Source organism: Streptomyces sp. 150FB (assembly GCF_000818195.1).
In the GTDB taxonomy this organism is placed as follows: Bacteria; Actinomycetota; Actinomycetes; order Streptomycetales; family Streptomycetaceae; genus Streptomyces.
This window is the reverse complement of sequence record NZ_JTHL01000001.1, coordinates 4,866,323-4,883,939: the sequence shown is the minus strand read 5'-3', so window position 1 is coordinate 4,883,939 and position 17,617 is coordinate 4,866,323. Positions and strand designations below refer to the sequence as shown.

The following is a 17,617-nucleotide window of genomic DNA, read 5'->3' as shown; positions in this document are numbered from 1 at the left end:
TCGCCGAGCCGCCGCCCGCCAGCAGGAGGAGCCCGGCGACGACGGCCGTGACCGTACGCGGCAGGAGGGGCCCGCCGGGCCAGGCGAGCGCGCCGAGTCCGGTCAGTACGGCGGCGACCAGGAAGGCGCGCAGCAGGACGCGGCTGGTCGCCGGGGTCCAGCCGTGCAGCCTGTCCCGGGTGACGTCGGCGATGCCGGCCACCAGGTCGTCCAGGCGTACTTCGGGCAGCGCGTCGTTGTACGGCCGCAGGTACAGGACGTCGCCGTCCTTCAAGTCCAGTGTCTCCAGGGTGCCTTCGTCGTCGAGCGGGAGCCCGCCGAGACGCTGGAGCACCCAGCCGCCGTGGTCGAGGCCGTTCTCCTCCAGATCGTCGACGGAGTAACGCAGCACTGTCGGGAGGAGGTCCGCGACAGGAACGTCGGCGGGCACCGCCAGGTCCAGTGTCTTGGCCGGAGCACGTACCGTGAGGCGGCACAGGCTGGCCACCGAGCTGTCAGTCATGTGAAGGTCCGGACTGTCGATCGGATAGTGGATCTGTCCCTCGATCGGATGCAGACTACAGACGCGCCGGGGCCGTTGAGAACGGGCCTGGTGTCATGACCTCGTCGGGCCGGTGGGCCCAGGTGTCCGGCAGGGCACCGTTCGAAGGAGCCGGTTCGTTGAGTGTTGTCCTGTTCCGTCGCCCCGCGCGCCGCCGCGGTCCGGACATGCCCCAGGGAGAGTTGAGCCTCCAGGAACCACCGACACTGCCGGAGACCGTGCCGGACAACTCGGCGGTCTGGACATATCTGCCGATGGCGATGATGTCGGTGTCGATGATGCTGATCTTCCTGCGCCCCGGCGGGTCGAGCAGCATTTTCACGTACCTGGCGATCGGTATGATGCTGATGGCGTCTGCCGCCATGATCGTGGGCCAGTTCATGCGCCGCAGCAACGACCGCAAGCAGCGGCTGCGCGGTGAACGCCGGGACTATCTGCGGTACCTGTCACAGGTACGGCGCAAGGCGCACCGCACCGTGATCGAGCAGCAGTTGGCGCTGGCGTGGCGCCACCCGGAGCCCTCCGTGCTGCGTTCCATGGTGCACACCACACGGCTGTGGGAGCGCCGGACCAAGGACGGGGACTTCGCCGAGGCGCGGATCGCGGTCGGTGACCAGCAGCTCGCCGTACGCCTGTCGCCGCTGTCGACGAAGCCGGTCGAGGACCTCGACCCGCTGGCCGCGCACGCGCTGCGGCGGTTCATCCGCGCGTACAGCACCGTTCCCGACCAGCCCGTGGCGCTGTATCTGCGGTCCTGGGCCCGTGTGTTGACGCGTGGTGACGAGCCCGCGACGCGCGACCTGGTGCGGGCCGTACTGAGCCAGCTCGCCGTGTTCCACCCGCCGGAGGAGCTGTGGATCGCGGTCTGCGCCGCCGACGAGCACCGCGGTGAGTGGGAGTGGGTCAAGTGGCTGCCGCACAACCTGCACCCGCAGGAGCAGGACGGCGCCGGCCCGGCCCGGATGGTGGCCTCGGCCTTCAACGACCTGGAGGACCTGCTGGGCGCGGAGTTCGGCGAGCGGCCGGTCTTCGACCCGGAGGCGCTGCCGGGCCGCGACGAGCCGTTCACGGTGATCGTGCTGGACGGGGTGAGTGTCCCGGTGGGACACCGCCTCGACGGCCCCGGTTTCCGTAACACCGTGGTGATCGACCTGTCGGGCTCGATGCGCTGGCGGCCGGGCCGGGTCACACTGCGGCTCGACGTGCAGCGGGACGCCGTACGGCTCGTACGCACCGACCGCACGCGCAAGGAGCAGACGACGCTGCTCGGCACGCCGGACGCGATGGGCCCGGCGAGCGCCCAGGCGCTGGCCAGGATGGTCGCGCCGTACCGGATGAGCCTGTCGACGGACTCCGCCGAACCGCTCTCCACCGATGTGGAACTGACCACGCTGCTCGGCATCGGCGACCTCTACCGGCACGACCCGAAGACGCTGTGGCAGCGCGCGACCGGCGCCGCCCGGCTGCGGGTGCCGATCGCTGTCGGCGCCGACGGCGCGGCCGTCGAGCTGGACATCAAGGAGTCCGCTCAGGGCGGCATGGGCCCGCACGGCATGCTGATCGGTGCGACCGGCTCCGGCAAGAGCGAGCTGCTGCGCACGCTCGTGCTGGGTCTCGCGCTGACGAACTCCTCCGAAACACTCAACTTCATCCTGGTGGACTTCAAGGGCGGCGCGACCTTCCTCGGCCTCGACGAACTCCCGCACACCTCGGCCGTGATCACCAACCTCTCGGACGAGGTGGCGCTGGTCGAGCGCATGCAGGACGCCCTGCACGGCGAGCTGATCCGCCGCCAGGAGCTGCTGCGTTCGGCGGGCAACTACACGTCGGCGCTGGACTACGAGAAGGCACGCGCCTCCGGCACCCCGCTCGCGCCGCTTCCCAGCCTGTTCGTCGTCGTCGACGAGTTCAGTGAACTCCTCGCCGCCCACCGTGAATTCATGGATCTGTTCGTGATGATCGGACGGCTCGGACGTTCACTCGGTGTGCATCTGCTGCTCGCGTCGCAGCGGCTGGACGAGGGCCGCATGCACCAGTTGGAGAGCCACCTCTCGTACCGCGTCGGGCTCCGCACGTTCTCCGCGATGGAGAGCCGCGGTGTGCTCGGGGTCCCGGACGCCTACCAGTTGCCGTCCCAGCCGGGCGCCGGCTTCCTCAAGAGCGGTGTGGAGGCGCTGACCAGGTTCCGCGCCGCGTACGTCTCCGGTGACTACCGCCGCCGCCGGGGCGCGGTGGCGCAGGCCCGGGTCGCGAGCCAGGTGGTGCCGTGGACGTCCGCGTACGTGGTGCCGCGCGCGCCGGTGCAACCCGCCGTACCCGAGCCGGTGGCCGAGGTCGCCGAGGAGGAGCCCGAGTCGCTGATGTCGGTGGCGCTGGAGCGGCTGCGGGACTCCGGGCCGCCGGCCCACGAGGTCTGGCTGCCGCCGCTCGATCTGCCGTCCACGCTCGACGAGTTGCTGCCGGGCCTCAGCACCGACCAGGAGCGCGGGCTGACCGCGCCCAAGTGGCCCGGCACCGGTCGGCTGCGGGTACCGGTCGGCCTGGTGGACAAGCCCTTCGACCAGCGGCGCGACCCGCTGGTGGTGGACCTGTCGGCCGGCGGCGGGCACGTCGGCATCGTCGGCGGTTCGCAGAGCGGCAAGTCGACGACACTGCGCGCGCTGATCGCTTCCCTCGCTCTCACCCACACCCCGCGCGAAGTGCAGTTCTACTGCCTGGACTTCGGCGGCGGCTCGCTCTCGGCACTGGCCGGCCTGCCGCATGTCGGCGGCGTCGCGGCCCGGCTGGACAGCGAGCGCATCAGCCGTACGGTGGCCGAGGTCACCGCGGTACTCAACCACCGGGAGCAGTACTTCCTGGACCACAACATCGACTCCATGGCCACCTACCGCAGGCGGCGCGCCGCCGGCGAGTTCGCCGACGAGCAGCACGGCGACGTCTTCCTGGTGGTCGACGGCTACGGGACCGTGCGGCAGGACTTCGACACCATCGTCCCGACCTTCAACCAACTGGCGACGCGGGGCCTGAACTACGGCATCCACCTGATCGTCACGTCGTCCCGCTGGATGGAGTTGTCGGCCCAGATCCGCGACCAGATCGCCACCCGGCTGGAGTTGCGGCTCGGCGACACCATGGACTCGGTGATCGACATCCGCAAGGCGGCGACCGTACCGCGCAGCCCCGGCCGTGGTCTGACGGTTGAGGGCAAGCTGCACTTCCTGGCGGCGCTGCCGCGTATCGACGGCAAGGACAGCACCGACGACCTGACCGCCGGTGTGCAGGAGCTGGTGGACCGGATCTCCGACGGCTGGCAGGGAGAGCCCGCGCCGAAGGTACGGATGCTGCCGCACCGGCTGCCCGTGTCCGAACTCCCGGCCCCTGAGTCGGGCGACGCGCTGCGGATCGCGCTCGGACTGGACGAGGAGAAGCTGGCGACCGTATGGCACGACTTCGGCCGCACCCCGCACCTGATCGCGGTCGGTGACACCGAGAGCGGCAAGACGAACCTGCTGCGCCTGGTGGCGTCCGCCGTCACGTCCACGTACACCCCCGCAGAGGCCCGCATCCTGCTGGTGGACTTCCGGCGCGAACTGGTCGAGACGGTGCCCGAGGAGTACCGGCTCGGGCACGCGGTGTCGCTGGACGCGCTGCGGGAGATGGTAGGCGGCTCACAACGGGCCCTGAAGACACGGATGCCAGGACCCGACATCACCCCGGCCCGGATGCGGCAGGCGGACTGGTGGACGGGGCCCCGGCTGTTCATCCTCGTCGACGACTACGACATGGTCGGCGGCAGCAACGCCTTCGACCACCCGTTCGCCCCGCTCTTCGACTTCCTGGCCCTGGGCCACGAGGTGGGCCTGCACCTGGTGGTGGCCCGCTCGGCGACGGGCGCGGGCCGAGGCCTCGGCGACCAGTTGCTGCGCCGCATGGACGAGGTCAACACCCCGGGCCTGCTGATGTCGTGCCCGCCCTCGGAGGGCTACGTCTTCGGCAACATAAAGCCCCGCAACCTCCCCCCGGGCCGCGCGCAGCACATCGTCCGCCGCAAGGCGACACTGATCCAGACGGCGGTCCCGGAGTAGCGGTACGAAACCCAACGACACCCAACGACACGCAACGACACCGAAGCACCGACTGCGCAAGCAACGCGACGGGGGCCCACACGGAACACACCGTGCGGGCCCCCGCCGGCGGCGGTAGGTGGTGGGCGGCGCGCGGCGGGCGGCGGGCGCGGCGCTCAGCGGAGGTACACCCGCTGCCATTCCACCGAGGACATGTTCAGCGCCGCTTCGGCGAGCGCCAGGGCCGAGGCCGTTTTCAGCTTCTCGATGCTGCTGTCGATCCAGGGCTGGACGTTCGCGTAACCCTGCTCCCGGTACTCGACGGCTTGGATGAGGCATTCGAGCTTGTCGGCGTCGTGCGCGCAGACGACTTCGAGCGAATCACCGCGCTCGTACTCCTCGACGATGCGCTGGGCGCCGGCCCGCACCGCCGGATGTGCGGCTGACACCTGATCGGCCGTGACCTTCTCGTTCGAAGCCGCGTCGAGGTAGCGGCGGCCGACGTGCGGGATGTCGCCGACGCGGGTCTCCTGGGTGTCGTGCCACAGACCGAGAAGAGCGGTCTTCGCCGGGTCGGCGCCCTCCATCATGGCGAGGACGGAACCGATGAGGCCGACGCGGAAGGAGTGCTCGGCGATGGTCTCCGGGTCCTTCACCCCGGCGATCCACCAGCCGGATCGCTTGGCCCGCTTGAGCATGCCCATCTCCAGCAGAAAGCCCGCTGTGCCCTGTGCCTGGTCTGTGTCGTCCGCCATGTGGTGCCTCCGGTCTGTCACGTACGGTTCCCGTCAAGAACTCTATGTACGGCGCCGAGTTCCCGTGGGCGTAGAAATCGACATGGCGGCGCAGAAGCGGTGCCAGGGCCACCGGTCCACGGCGGGCCACGGGCCGGGTGTCCGTCTATCTACGCACCAACGGCGCTGATTTCCTGCCCGAAGGATCACAGCGAACTCCGATTTCGCGCTCGCCCTGGCTGCCGTGCGAGCCAACCTGCCCTCTGCGTCTCGCTCGGCGAGTTCGTCATGAGCCGGAGATGCGACGAAGTCGCCGCTTTCCGCGAGGAGGAGACGGCCCGCCTCGCGGCGCTCCACCGGCTCCCCACTCCCAGCGTGTGACGCGCGCGCCCCTCAGCGGCGCGCCGGGCGCCAGTGGCGGGCTCGGCCTCGGGGGAGGATCGCGGCGGCCCAGGCCACCGCTATCACCAGGCCGAAGCCCGCTGCGGCCGCGATCAGGGCGCGGTGGGTCGCTTTCGCGCCCTGGATGTCCTTGGGCAGGCTCACGGGGGCCTGGTGGTCGGCGGCGGCCGCCGGGTGCGCCGCCGTGTCGCCGATCGTGGTGACGGCCGCGTACGGGTCCAGGCGCGGTACGTCGGCCGGGTACGCGGTCGACATCAGCCTGCGGGCCACGTCCTCAGCGTCGAGGTCCGGGGACGCGGACCGCAGGAGCGCGGCGGCGCCCGCCGTGTACGCGGCGGCCAGTGAGGCGCCCGAGCCGATGAAGTGGCCCTTGCCGGTGGGGCCGTTGCCGATGACGCCCTCGCCGGGCGCCGCCAGGTCCGCGCGCAGCGGGAGGTACGCGTCCTTCGCGCGCTCCCCCTTCACGTCGAGGTCCAGCACGGAGAGCACCCCGGGCGACGCCGCCGGCCAGTAGTCCCGTGGCGGCGGCGGTTCGTCGCCCGCGTGCAGCGCCGAGCCGGTGGGTGAGGAGTCCGGCACGGCGGCGGCCACGATCAACGCGTCGTGGCGGGCCGCGTACGCCACCGCGTCGTCGAGCGTCTTCGACGTCGCGGAGAGCGCGGGCGACACCTCGATCACACCGGCGTGGGCGTCCACTGCGGACCGGATGCCCTCGGCGACGCTCTCCGGCGTCGCCTTGCCGCGCTTGTCGGTTCCGCGTACGCCGACCACGCGGGCGCGCGGCGCCACGCCCTGGAAGCCGATGCCCTTGCGGGGCGCGGCCGCGACAAGCGTCGCGACGAAACTGCCGTGCCCCACGCAGTCCGTGCCCGCCAGTCCCACCGCGGTGACCCGGCCGGACAGGGCGGGAGCCGCCGTCGACACACCGGTGTCCACCACGGCGACGGTCACCCCGGCGCCGTCGGCGAACTGCCAGGTCCTGGCGAGATCGAGGCTCTGCTGCTCCCACGGCAGCGTCGTCGCCACGGGCCCCGCCTTGTCGACGCAGTTCGCCTCGTCGGTCAACTGCGAACGCATCACGGGCAGCCGCACGGTGGGGCCGTCGTCGGCGTACGCCACGGCGGGCGCGACGAGCGCCCCCGCCGTGGGCAGCAGCAGGGCAAGGGCGACAGGGAGGGCCCGTCGGGGACGCGGACGGTGCGGCACAGGCATGGCACGCATCGTAGGTGCCCGCCCTCCCGCCCGTCTCCCCCGGTCCCGGCTCTCCGGTCCCGTCGCCCGCCCCGACCAGGCGGGCCCGGCGTCCCTCAACCCGCCGCCGGCGCCCGCCTGATGACGTCCTCCGGCAGCAGCAGCCGCAGATCCTCGAAGCCCGGCGCCGCCATCGCGCTGAGCCGCCCCGCCTGCCTGGTCATCATGGACTCCAGCACCTGGCGTGCGAGCCGCGCGTTGCCGAACGTACGGTCGCGCGACAGCGAGTCGAAGTACTCGCGCAGCACCTGGCCCGTGCCCGGACCGCAGTCGTACCCGGCCGTCGCCGCGTGCTGCCGCACGATGGTGACCAGCTCGTCGGACGAATAGTCGGCGAACTCCACACGGCGCGAGAACCTGGACGACAGGCCGGGGTTGGAGGAGAGGAAGCGCTCCATCTCCTCGGTGTAGCCGGCGACGATCACCACGATCTCGTCGCGGTGGTCCTCCATGAGTTTCAGCAGTGTGTCGACGGCCTCCCGGCCGAAGTCGTTCCCGGAGTTCGGGCCGCCGGGCGTCAGTGTGTACGCCTCGTCGATGAACAGCACGCCGCCCAGGGCCCGGTTGAAGACCTCCTGGGTGAGCTGCGCGGTGTGGCCGACGTACCGGCCCACCAGATCGGCGCGGGCGACCTCGACGAGCTGGCCGCGCGGCAACACACCGAGGTCGGCGAGGAGTTCACCGTAGAGCCGCGCGACGGTGGTCTTGCCGGTACCGGGCGGTCCCGTGAACACCATGTGGTGGCTGATACGCGGTACGGGCAGCCCCGCGGCCTCGCGCCTGCGCGCCGTCGACAGCAGGTTGACGAGGTCGGTGACGTCGCGCTTGACGGCGGCGAGACCCACCAGGTCGCCCAGCCGGGTACGGGCGTCGTCCTCCTCGCGTGCGCCCTGGCCGGACGCGGCGAGCGCGGCCTCGACGCCGACGTCCTCGGGCAGGAGCTGTGTGAGGTCGCTCTCGGTGACCTGCGCGAGGCCCGAGAGCCGGGACGCCTGCCGGTCGACCATCTCCTCGAACACCCGGCGCGCCTCACGGCCGTTGCCGAACGTGGCGTCCTTCGGCATCTTCTCGAACCGCACCGTCAGCGCCTTGCGGGTGGTGTCGTCCAGCGCGTACTGATGCTGGGCGCACATGCTCTCCATGATCGCGACGAGTTCGGGCACGGTGTAGTTCTCGAACTGGATCGTGCGCGAGAAGCGGGAAGCCAGGCCCGGGTTGGAGGCGAGGAACGTGTCCATCTCGGCCGAGTATCCGGCGGCCACCACCACGACGTCCTCGCGGTGGTCCTCCATGAGCTTGAGCAGGGTGTCGACGGCCTCCCGGCCGAAGTCCGCGCCCGAGTTGCGGCCGTCCGACAGCAGCGCGTACGCCTCGTCCACGAACAGCACGCCGCCCAAGGCCCGGTTGAAGGCCTCGGTCGTCTTGATGGCCGTACCGCCGACGATCTGGGCGACCAGGTCGGCCCTGGACACCTCGACCAGGTGCCCCGAGCGCAGCGCGCCGAGGCCGGCCAGGATGGCGCCGTAGAGCCGCGCCACGGTGGTCTTGCCCGTTCCCGGCGGGCCCGCGAAGACCAGGTGGCGGCTCATCGGGGGCGCCGACATCCCCAGCCGGGCCCGGTGCTGGGCGAGTTGGGTGAGGTTGACGAGCGTACGGACCTGCTCCTTGACGTTGTCGAGGCCGATCAGCGTGTCGAGCGCGGCCAACGAGCCGTCGCCGTCCGCCCCTTCGGCCGACTCCGTGCCCGCCGACGCCGCCGGGTCGGTACCCTCCGCGTCGCCGATGCCCCACGCGTCGCGCTTGCCGTTGCCGCTGCTGGTCAGCCCCTCGACGGCGACGCGTTCGCCGGCCTTGGCCTGGACGAGCCCGCCGCCCCCGTTGTCGCGGGTGGTGCAGTTCACCACGGACACCGGGGACGTCGACTCGATCCGGATGCCGTCCTTGAGTGCCCCACTGACCTCACAGGCGTTGAGGGACGCCCGGCCGCCGTCGGCGACCAGCACGCCCTGCTCGGTACTCTTGTGCAACCGGCAGCGGGTGGCGGTGAGTTCACCGCCCTCCTCGACCAGCGCGCCGACCGCGCCCGCGACCCTGACCTCGCAGTCCCTGACGGTCATGATGCCGTCGGCGCCGACCGAGAGGCCGTTGCCCGTGGGCTCCTCGACGCTGCCACCGCCGACGTACAGATTGCCGTCGTCCGCGACCCGGATGCCCGCCTTGCCGGGCTTGCTGATCTCGCAGTCCTCCAGCCGGCCCCGGCCGTCCTTGACGACCTCGACCCCGTGGCCGGTCGGCGAGCCGATACGGGCCCTGCGGATCAGTGGGTTGGCGCCGGTACGGACGGTCACGCCGTTGCCTCCGGCGTCGACGATCTCCAGCCGGTCCAGCTCGGCGGCCGACTCCTCCTCCAGCAGAACAGCCGTCTCCGCGCAGTCCCTTACCGTCAGGCCGATGAAGACCGGCGAGGCCGATCCGCACACGCGCAGCGCCGACGTCTCCGCCGAGTCGAGCCAGCAGTCCTCGAAGGTGCCGCGCGCCCGGTCCATGACGAGCAGGCCGTTGCTCTTCGTACGGGCGACCCGGCAGCGGCGCAGCAGCGGATCGCTTCCGGCCCCGACGACCACGCCGGGCCCGGTGGTGCCGGTGACACGTACGTCATCGAGGACCGTACGGGACTGGCTCGTCAGGTGCAGGCCGGTGCTGGTGTCGTGCAGGACGGTGCGCAGCACGGTGGTGGTGCTGTGGTCCTCCAGGGCGATGGCCGGCTTGTCGGTGGAGGAGATGTCGCACTCCTCGACGGAGCCCTGGGCCTCGCCGTTGGCGAGGATTCCGTTGCCGCGCGCGTCCCGGATGGTGCAGCCGCGTACGGTGACCCGGCCGCCCTCGCCGATCACCACGCCGCTGGTGCCGAGGTGTTCGAGCGTGCAGGACTCGACGGAGCTGTCGACCGTCGAGGTGACGACCACCCCCGCGCCCGCCGAGTTGCTGATCCGGCAGTCCCGCAGCACGAGCGAGCCGGTGCCCCGGGCGAGCAGCGCCGTCCAGGCCGCTCCGGATATCTCGCAGCCGTCCATCGCGACCTGTCCGCGTGGCGCGTCGACGACGGGCAGTTCCTCGTCGCGGCCCCGCAGCACCAGGTCGGTGAGCATCACCGCGTCCGACTTGAGCGTGACGGCGGCGCCGTGCCGCGGGGCTATCTCCACGGTGCCGCGCGCCTGTTCGGCGACGATGGTGACCGGTGTCCTGATGATCAGGTTCTCCGCGTACGTACCGGGGAGGACGCTGATGACCGCGCCGCTGCGCGCCCTGGCCAGGGCTTCGCCGATCGTCGAGCAGCCGTCCGGCCGGTCAGGGCCGACGGTGAGTACCTGGCGTGACACGCGTGAATCCTCCTCGGATGGGCACCGGAGGGTCCGGAGACCGGGGTGCCTGGCACGTACTGCCCCAATCATGCAGGGCGGAGGGACGGCGATCCAGGCAGGACCCGCAGATGCCCGTGGACGGTGCCCCATCGGCGCCCCATCGACGTCCCCCTGGCACCCCTCCGGCGTCCCCTCGGCGTCCCCTTCACGAGGAGTTCGGCGGAGTTCGGGGGACTTCAGCCGGTTCGGAGCGCGGGCCGAGCCCTCCGCCGAGCGGTACGGGCGCGGGCGCGCAGCGCGTACGTCACCAGAGCGCGCACCGGCGCCGGCGCTCGGCGTACGTCCAGGGCGGCGCGCAGCGGGCCGTCCAGCAGCGAGGCGCCCAGCGCCGGGGCGAGCGGGGCGAGGGGGCCGGGCAGCCTGGCGGCGAGCAGGCCCCTGCTGGCGGCCTCCCAGAGGGCGCGGCCGGCGTCGCTGGGGGCGAAGGCGTGGCTCTCGTACTCCCGCATCCAGGCTTCGACGTCGGCCAGTTGGGTGCCGGGGGCTTCGGGCAGGCCCAGGGCGTCGGCGAGGCCGAGGTGGAAGGCGTACGCCGCGTCCCGCTCCTCGTCGGTGACCGCGCGGTATCCGTGGTCGTCGATGAAGCGCAGCGGGCACACGGTGAAACAAGCCAGCACGTATGCCATCAACTCGGGCGTGATGCCCGGCCGTTCATGGATCCGCTTCAGCGTGGCGACGATCTTCCGCCCTTCGGCGCTGTCGGGTCCGTGCCCGATGAGCCCGAACATGGCGACCCCGGTGCCCTTGGCCCGGCCGCGCGGGTCGGTGGTCATCCGCCCCGTGGTGTGCAGGACTTGGGCGATGTCCGGGATGCCGAAGGTCCGGACGAATCCGAGGGTGAGCCCGACGCGCGACTCCTCGGGCATCGTCTCCAGGACGAGCCGCGCGTAGGGGCCGCCCGGGTCGTACGTGTGCCGCGTCACGCGCCGGCCCCGGCGGCGCTCAGCGCCTCGCCGGTCGGCGGCGCCTGCAAGTAGCGGGCGACCCGCACCAGATGGGCCCGCTCCTCGGCCGGTTCGGCGTCGAGGCCGGGCAGCGCGATCTGGTCCTCGCGCGGACGCGCCGGCCTCCCTTCGCTCAGCGCCCCGGCGGCGAACCGCAGCCCGGCGGCCACGATCAGCGCCGCCCGGTCCGCGTCGTCCAGCCCCGTACGCGCGGCGATCTCGTCGGCGGCGGCGACCACGGCGGGGTCGACCCACGGGCGCAGCGTCAACTGCCCGTCGCGGATCTCAAGGCCGCGCCGGGCGGTACGCCACTCCAGGTCCCGGAACGCCAGCCGCTCGGTCCACGGCGACGGCGGCGCCTCCAGCGCCAGCCGGCGATCGGCGCCGTACACCAGGTCCCACAGCGGACGCAGGGCCTGGTAGTCGCGGCGCCTGCGCGTCCAGGCCGCGGTGGCGGGTCCGGCGTAGCCGATGGTGATGAGTGCGGCGCCCGCGGTGGCGAACACCGGGCCGACGACCGTGCTCAGCCACTCGACTCCGGTGACTCCGGCGAAGGCCGTGCCGATCGCGACGAGTTTGCAGACGACGTAACCGCACGCCACGAACCCGCCGAGGGCGACCCGCCGGATGCCCCTGCGCAGCGACCCGGCGGGCAGTCGGTCGGCGTGCCCGAGGCACACCCGGCCGATGTCGACGAGCGCGAAGCCGAACAGCCCCTGGTAGATGACGAGGAAGACGGCGATCCCCGGCCGTGCGGCGAAGGTGGTGTCGAAGGTGAGCGGGGTCTCCGGGCTGTCGGCCCCGCCGGTGAGGAACAGGACGATCATCACGGGGACCAGTACGGCGAACACCGCGATCCGGGCCCGTACTTGGCGCCAGAAGTCACCGGTCGCGGCGTCCCACACCAGCGAGTTGACGCGGTCCGTCGTCGGGGACCAGATCCGGGCCAGCACCAGGGCGGTGGCGGAGAAGGTCGTAATGCCCAGGTAGACCAGCAGAGTTGCCAGGTTGCCCCGGTGGGTGACGCGGTCGATCAGGCGGTACAGCAGCGGGGACGCCACCACGAAGGCGGTGGCCGAGGGGATGATCGTCATCGCGACGATGAGCAGGCCGGGGGACGGGTCTCGGCGCCACGCCCGGATCTTCATCACGCCGACGATCCAGGCCGCCGTACCGATGCCGAGATACACGACGTTGTACGGGGTGTCGGATATCTCAGACATGCTGTCCCTTACGGTGTTCGAGCGCGGGCGCCAGTTGGGACGTGGTCCCGTCCCCTGGCGCCAGTACGAGCGCCCGCGTCAGCTCGGCGCCCAGTATCTCCGCCTCCTCCTCGGCGGCCCCGTCGTAGTGCGAGCGGCCGAGCACCAGCCGGACCATGTCGGGGTCGATGGTGTCCAGCGTCACTTGGGCCGCGTCCTCCTCGGCGGCCGGGGGCTCGGCCAGGTGGTCGCAGAGGAGGTGCGCCAGTTCGTGGCAGATGATGTGGGCCTGATGCAGGCCCGAGGTCTCCTGCTCGAAGTAGATGATGTCGGTCTCGGCGCGGCGCTCGACGAATCCGGAGGGCTCCCCCACCCGCATCCGGCGCGGCGTGAGCACGACGGGGCGCCCCGCCCGGTCGGCGACCACGGCGCACAGCTCCTCCACCGTGCTCATGCGTGGCAGGTCCAGCTCTCTGACCATGGCCCGCATCCGACGGCGGGTACGCCCAAGATCTCGCACGTCATCCTCATCAGCCAGCCGCCAGTGTCCCAGCGGCGTTTGCCGGTCGCCGGTCACTCCTCAGATCGGCCGTCCGGCAGCCCGACGGCCTTGCGCAGTTGCTCCACGACGGTGAGCGCGGCGTCCTGCATCGCGGGCGGCAGCCCGGCCGCCCGCATCGCGATGCGCTCCACCCGACTGTCGCGCAGCGCCTCGATCTTCTTCAAGTCCCGTTCCACGGCCTGCGCGGTGGCGGAGTCGCTGAAGTAATCCAGCGGAATCCCGAAGAACTTGGCGATCTTCACCGCGTTCTCCAGGCTGGGTTTCTGGGTGCCCTTGCGGAGGTTGCCGATGTACGTGCCGCTCAGGCCGGTCCCTTCGGCGATCTCCGAGTCGCGCCACGGGCGCCCGAGATCCTTCGGGTAGATCACCGAAATCACGCGCCGGAAGCGCGCCGCGAAGTCCAGGGAATCCGCCGGCTCCCCACCTTCGTCAGGTCGCGGTGCCGACGCTTCTGGGCGTGGAGAATCGGTGGCCATATCCCGGATCATAGAACCTCTCGCCATCGGCCGGGGATCTCGCCTCCGCATCGATTTACACGATCGTTGTGAATAAATGCCCTATAGCGCGCATTCGTTACGGAACCACGGCAGTTCAACTGTCAAATAATCAACTTTAGTTGACTTCCCCTCACCCCAAGGGACAGGATCGGGACCGTCGGCGCACGCACCTCACGGTCGTTCCGCAGCGGCGTCCGGCTCTCGCAGGCGCTGGGCGCGGCTGCCCCACGGGGGTGGGCAACGGCGCCCGGCGCCGGTCCACCGGCCGCGCCGGCCTCCCGTACGGCGGCGCCCGGTTCCCGTAGCGGTTGCGCATCTCCCTCGTAACCCGTGGTCACCAATTGGCGCCCTTCCGTCACCCTCCGAAAACAAACCTCCCAAAAGCCACAAATAGCCGATTACTCCCCTGAACCAAGGGGTATCGATGCGTGTGGGACTCGGGGTGTGGGGGGTGTGGGCCGTCAGCAGGAGGCCCGGACGAAGAGGGGAAAACACCATGAAGGCAGTAGTTTTCCACGGCCCGTACGAGGTCTCGGTCGACGAGGTGGAGAAGCCGCGCATCGAGGATCCTCAGGACGTGGTGTTGCGGGTGACGACGACCTGTATATGCGGGTCCGACCTGCACATGTACGAGGGTCGTACGGCGGCCGAGTCGGGCCTGGTGTTCGGCCACGAGAACCTCGGCATCATCGAGGAGATCGGCGAGGGGGTCACCAGCCTGCACGTAGGACAGCGGGTGGTCATCCCGTTCAACGTCGCCTGTGGCTTCTGCCGTAACTGCCGGGCCGGTAAGACGGCGTTCTGCGAGACGGTCAACCCGGGATTCGCCGGAGGCGCCTACGGATACGTGGCGATGGGCCCGTACCGCGGCGGCCAGGCCGAATACCTGCGGGTGCCGTTCGCGGACTTCAACTGTGTGCCCCTGCCGGACGGCGAGGAGCACGAAGCGGACTTCGCGCTGCTGGCCGACATCTTCTCCACCGGCTACCACGCCACGGAGCTGGCGGGCGTCAAGCCGGGCGAGACGGTCGCGGTCTACGGAGCGGGTCCTGTCGGTCTGATGGCCGCCTACTCGGCGATGCTCAAGGGCGCATCCCGGGTCTTCGTCGTCGACCGGGTGCAGAGCCGCCTGGACCTCGTCGAGAAGATGGGCGCCACCCCGATCGACTTCACCGTGGACGACCCCGCCCAGCAGATCAAGGACGCGCTCGGCGACGTCGGGGTCGACCGGGGCATCGACGCCGTCGGCTATCAGGCCACCGTGCCCGCGGGGCAGGAGCAGCCGGCCCTCGTGCTGAACCAGCTCGTGGAGACGGTCCGCCCGACCGGCTCGATCGGCACGGTCGGACTGTACGTACCCACCGACCCCGGCGCGCCGGACCAGGACTCGGCGAGGGGCTACCTGCTCTTCAACATCGGGAAGTTCTTCGAGAAGGGCCTGCGCATGGGCACCGGCCAGGCCGACGCCAAGCGCTACGCCCACCAGTTGCGAGACATGATCATCGCGGGCCGGGCGAAGCCGAGCTTCGTGGTCTCCCAGGAGCTGCCGCTGATGTCGGCTCCCGACGCGTACGCCCGCTTCGACAAGCGCGAGCCGGGCTACTCCAAGGTGTTGCTCCACCCGCAGCAGCACTGACTGATCCTGCTGTCCCGCACGGTCCCGCGGTCCCGCACCGCCTGCTCGACGCCCTGCCCGACGCCCGTGAGTTCCGCGTCCCTCGCACGGGCGCGCGGTTCCTCGCGGGCGTCACGCGTGAGCGTTACCCGCGATCGGTGGCGTGCCCGGTGGCCAGGGGCGGCCGGGGCGTGCCCGGCGGGGTCGTGGCGTAGAGCGCGAAGGCGAGGGGGCGGATGCTCGCCAGGCGGTGTTCGCTCTCGTCGGGTGCGTCCTGCTCGGCGACGCCGGCGATGAGGTCGCGTTCGAGGAGCTGCTCCGACGCGCGGATATGGGCGCGCACGGTCTTGGGCGCGATGCCCAGGTCGGCCGCCGCGTCCTCCACCCGGCAGCCGCGGTACGTCCAGGAGCGCAGGGTACGCAGCAGATCACGGCGGTCGGCGGCCAGCGGGCGCAGCGCCTTCACCGCCCAGGCCTGAACCGGCGGGACACACAGCAGCGCGTCCAGGCCGGGCACCGGCGCGGCGTCCGCGTCCCTGCCGGCGCCGCCCAGGTCGGCGCCATGGCGGCCGACGGCCTGGGCCGCGACGGAGAGGACCACACGGTCGAGGATGAGGTCCTGGTTGAGCCCGACCGCCTCGAAGGTCTGCTTGACCCGGCGGGCCACGGTGTTGCGGTGCACCCCGATGATGCGGGCGGCGGCCGAGATCTCGAACTCCACGGCCATGGCGGTGGTTTCGAGAGCCTGCCGGCCGCCGCGTGGCATCCGCAGTACCGGACGCAGCAGTTCGGACGCCCAGGCGCGGGCGGCCCCCGGGTCGAGCACGTCGATGACGCCGGTCGTACGGGAGGCCATCGCCACCCGGTCGGGGCTGTGGCCCGCCCGGGGAAGGGAGTCGAGCGCCTCACCGTACGCGTCGGCGACGCCGTCGAGCGGGTGGACGAGGCTGCCGCCGAGCAGCACCCGGCCCTCGGCGAAGGTGTCCAGGAGCCGGTGCAGGTCCGCCGTGGGATCCTTGTCGGCGCTCTGCGGGGCCACCACGATGATGTGCCCGTGGAAGGCGGGACATCGGACCATCAACACCTCGTCGTCCAGGGCACGTTCGGCCTCCGCCATGACGTCGTCGCGGGCCGCTCCCGCGCAGTCGACGATGAAGACCCGGGCGGTGTCACTGTCCAGCAGCCCGGGCGAGACGCCCTCCATGACCCGTTGCGCGGGCACGGTGTTGCCGGTCATCAGCAGTTGGAACGCCGACAGCCGCACCTCCCGTATCGCATCCCCGACCGCCGCCTCGCTGTGCCGCTCGCGGAAACCGGCCAGGGTCAGGGTGAGTGCTTTCGCGGTGTACGCGGCGAGGCCCTGCTCGGGCGTGCCGGTGGGGTTCTTGGTGGCGACGACCAGTGTCGCGTCGCCGTTACCGCTGAGCGGGATGGTCTGGGCGTGGTGCCCCCGCGACGTCAACTGGTGGGAGCGCCCCGGGTGGACGAGGACGGGAGCCAGCGTGTCCGGGGCGCCGGCGGGCGCGGCGGCGATCACACCGCCATCGGTGCTGACGACCACCTCGGCGTCCAACTCGTCGGCGAGGAAGGCGGTCAGCCTCCGTACGGTGTCGCGTTCGTCCGTGTCCGGGGCCGGGAGCTGGTCGAGGAGCCGGGTCAGCCGGGCGTGCTCCCGCCGTACGAGTTCGGTGCCCAGGTCCGTCACGTGAGAGGCGAGGTCGTCCGTCCAGTCGGCCGTCGGACGGCTGGAGATGAGCAGCGGGAGGCCGTGCCGGTCGGCGACGTCGTGGAGTTGGCCCAGGAGGGGATGGCCGGGCGAGGTCCCCGAGAGGGCGAGTCCGGCGGCACCACCGGCGGCGAGTGCCCCCAACAGCAGGTCGGGTTGGGTCAGACAGGCGGGATCGGCGACGACGAGGGCGTGGCCGATGTCCGCCCCGACCGACTCCGCCCCGGAGAGGATGAGGGCGCGGTCAACCGCGCGGTCACCGCCCGTGAGGACGGTCAGGCCCAATTCCGGGCTCGCGCCCAGGTCCTTCAGAGTCAGCACGGTACTTCCCCGGTGTCGGCGGTGTTGTGGGAATCACCCCGATATGCCGGGTACGCCAGGCCTGCCGGGTGACCGCATCCATTCACCGTACGGCCCTGGGCGGGCGTTGGGGACGCCACGCGTAGGGGGCGGAGAAGTTGGTGGGCGGCGGACGGTCGCGCGCACCCGCCCGGGCGCCCTGATCCACGGGGCCCGCGCCCTTCGCCCGGGGCCCCTCCAGCGGTACGCCGCGCGCCCAACGGGCGTGGCCCACGAACGCGGCCCACGGGCGCGGTCGCCGTCGCGGTCGCCGGGGCGCCCCCCGTGCTCTCCCCGGCCTCCGCGCCCGCACGACCG

General features: G+C 71.6%; 11 protein-coding genes. 2 read left to right on the top strand and 9 right to left on the bottom strand.

The annotated features are described in order from the left end of the window. Window positions 1-502, bottom strand: a 502-nt coding sequence (gene eccD, locus QR77_RS20915; RefSeq protein WP_040023563.1) for a type VII secretion integral membrane protein EccD, incomplete at its 3' end; no start/stop codon positions are given. Window positions 503-708: 206 nt separating this feature from the next. Here eccD and QR77_RS20910 point away from each other — a divergent pair. Continuing rightward, a complete protein-coding gene (locus QR77_RS20910; RefSeq protein WP_040023561.1) occupies window positions 709-4,626 on the top strand; it encodes a type VII secretion protein EccC in 3,918 nt (1,305 codons plus the stop codon). A gap of 155 nt (window positions 4,627-4,781) precedes the next feature. On the opposite strand, the gene QR77_RS20905 is transcribed toward QR77_RS20910, so the two are convergent. The 7 genes from QR77_RS20905 to QR77_RS20875 all read right to left on the bottom strand — a co-directional run bounded on the left by QR77_RS20905 (window position 4,782) and on the right by QR77_RS20875 (window position 13,598). Next, on the bottom strand, window positions 4,782-5,360 hold the full coding sequence (locus QR77_RS20905; RefSeq protein WP_040023560.1) for an HD domain-containing protein: 579 nt from the start codon (window positions 5,358-5,360) through the stop codon (window positions 4,782-4,784). A gap of 372 nt (window positions 5,361-5,732) precedes the next feature. Beyond that, window positions 5,733-6,953: a S8 family serine peptidase gene (locus QR77_RS20900; protein WP_040023558.1), complete on the bottom strand. Its 1,221-nt coding sequence runs from the start codon at window positions 6,951-6,953 to the stop codon at window positions 5,733-5,735. Window positions 6,954-7,048: 95 nt separating this feature from the next. Continuing rightward, window positions 7,049-10,372 (bottom strand): right-handed parallel beta-helix repeat-containing protein, encoded by a 3,324-nt coding sequence (locus QR77_RS20895; protein WP_040023557.1) that lies wholly within the window; start codon window positions 10,370-10,372, stop codon window positions 7,049-7,051. A gap of 218 nt (window positions 10,373-10,590) precedes the next feature. Next, complete coding sequence (locus QR77_RS20890) at window positions 10,591-11,337, bottom strand: oxygenase MpaB family protein (RefSeq protein ID WP_052488944.1); 747 nt, start codon at window positions 11,335-11,337, stop codon at window positions 10,591-10,593. Continuing rightward, the gene (locus QR77_RS20885; protein ID WP_040023555.1) at window positions 11,334-12,581 is read right to left on the bottom strand and encodes an MAB_1171c family putative transporter; all 1,248 of its coding nucleotides are present in this window, start codon (window positions 12,579-12,581) and stop codon (window positions 11,334-11,336) included. The genes QR77_RS20890 and QR77_RS20885 overlap by 4 nt, the downstream gene beginning before the upstream one ends. After that, window positions 12,574-13,041, bottom strand: coding sequence for a hypothetical protein (locus QR77_RS20880; RefSeq protein WP_150130419.1), 468 nt, complete (start codon window positions 13,039-13,041; stop codon window positions 12,574-12,576). The genes QR77_RS20885 and QR77_RS20880 overlap by 8 nt, the downstream gene beginning before the upstream one ends. Window positions 13,042-13,133: 92 nt before the next feature. Next, window positions 13,134-13,598: a helix-turn-helix transcriptional regulator gene (locus QR77_RS20875; protein ID WP_160310938.1), complete on the bottom strand. Its 465-nt coding sequence runs from the start codon at window positions 13,596-13,598 to the stop codon at window positions 13,134-13,136. Between the two features lie 517 nt (window positions 13,599-14,115). Here QR77_RS20875 and QR77_RS20870 point away from each other — a divergent pair. Beyond that, window positions 14,116-15,255 carry a glutathione-independent formaldehyde dehydrogenase gene (locus QR77_RS20870; RefSeq protein ID WP_040023554.1) on the top strand — a complete coding sequence of 380 codons (1,140 nt, stop codon included), beginning with the start codon at window positions 14,116-14,118 and terminating at the stop codon, window positions 15,253-15,255. Between the two features lie 124 nt (window positions 15,256-15,379). Here QR77_RS20870 and QR77_RS42315 read toward each other — a convergent pair whose 3' ends face one another. Then, a complete protein-coding gene (locus QR77_RS42315; RefSeq protein ID WP_052488941.1) occupies window positions 15,380-17,281 on the bottom strand; it encodes a helix-turn-helix domain-containing protein in 1,902 nt (633 codons plus the stop codon). Window positions 17,282-17,617 lie beyond the last annotated feature (336 nt).

Excerpts from the sequence above, each read along its gene's own strand:
- QR77_RS20910 (WP_040023561.1), top strand. The coding sequence starts at position 709 with ATGCCCCAGGGAGAGTTGAGCCTCCAGGAACCACCGACACTGCCGGAG.
- QR77_RS20905 (WP_040023560.1), bottom strand. The coding sequence starts at position 5,360 with ATGGCGGACGACACAGACCAGGCACAGGGCACAGCGGGCTTTCTGCTG.
- QR77_RS20900 (WP_040023558.1), bottom strand. The coding sequence starts at position 6,953 with ATGCCTGTGCCGCACCGTCCGCGTCCCCGACGGGCCCTCCCTGTCGCC.
- QR77_RS20885 (WP_040023555.1), bottom strand. The coding sequence starts at position 12,581 with ATGTCTGAGATATCCGACACCCCGTACAACGTCGTGTATCTCGGCATC.
- QR77_RS20880 (WP_150130419.1), bottom strand. The coding sequence starts at position 13,041 with ATGGTCAGAGAGCTGGACCTGCCACGCATGAGCACGGTGGAGGAGCTG.
- QR77_RS20875 (WP_160310938.1), bottom strand. The coding sequence starts at position 13,598 with ATGGCCACCGATTCTCCACGCCCAGAAGCGTCGGCACCGCGACCTGAC.
- QR77_RS20870 (WP_040023554.1), top strand. The coding sequence starts at position 14,116 with ATGAAGGCAGTAGTTTTCCACGGCCCGTACGAGGTCTCGGTCGACGAG.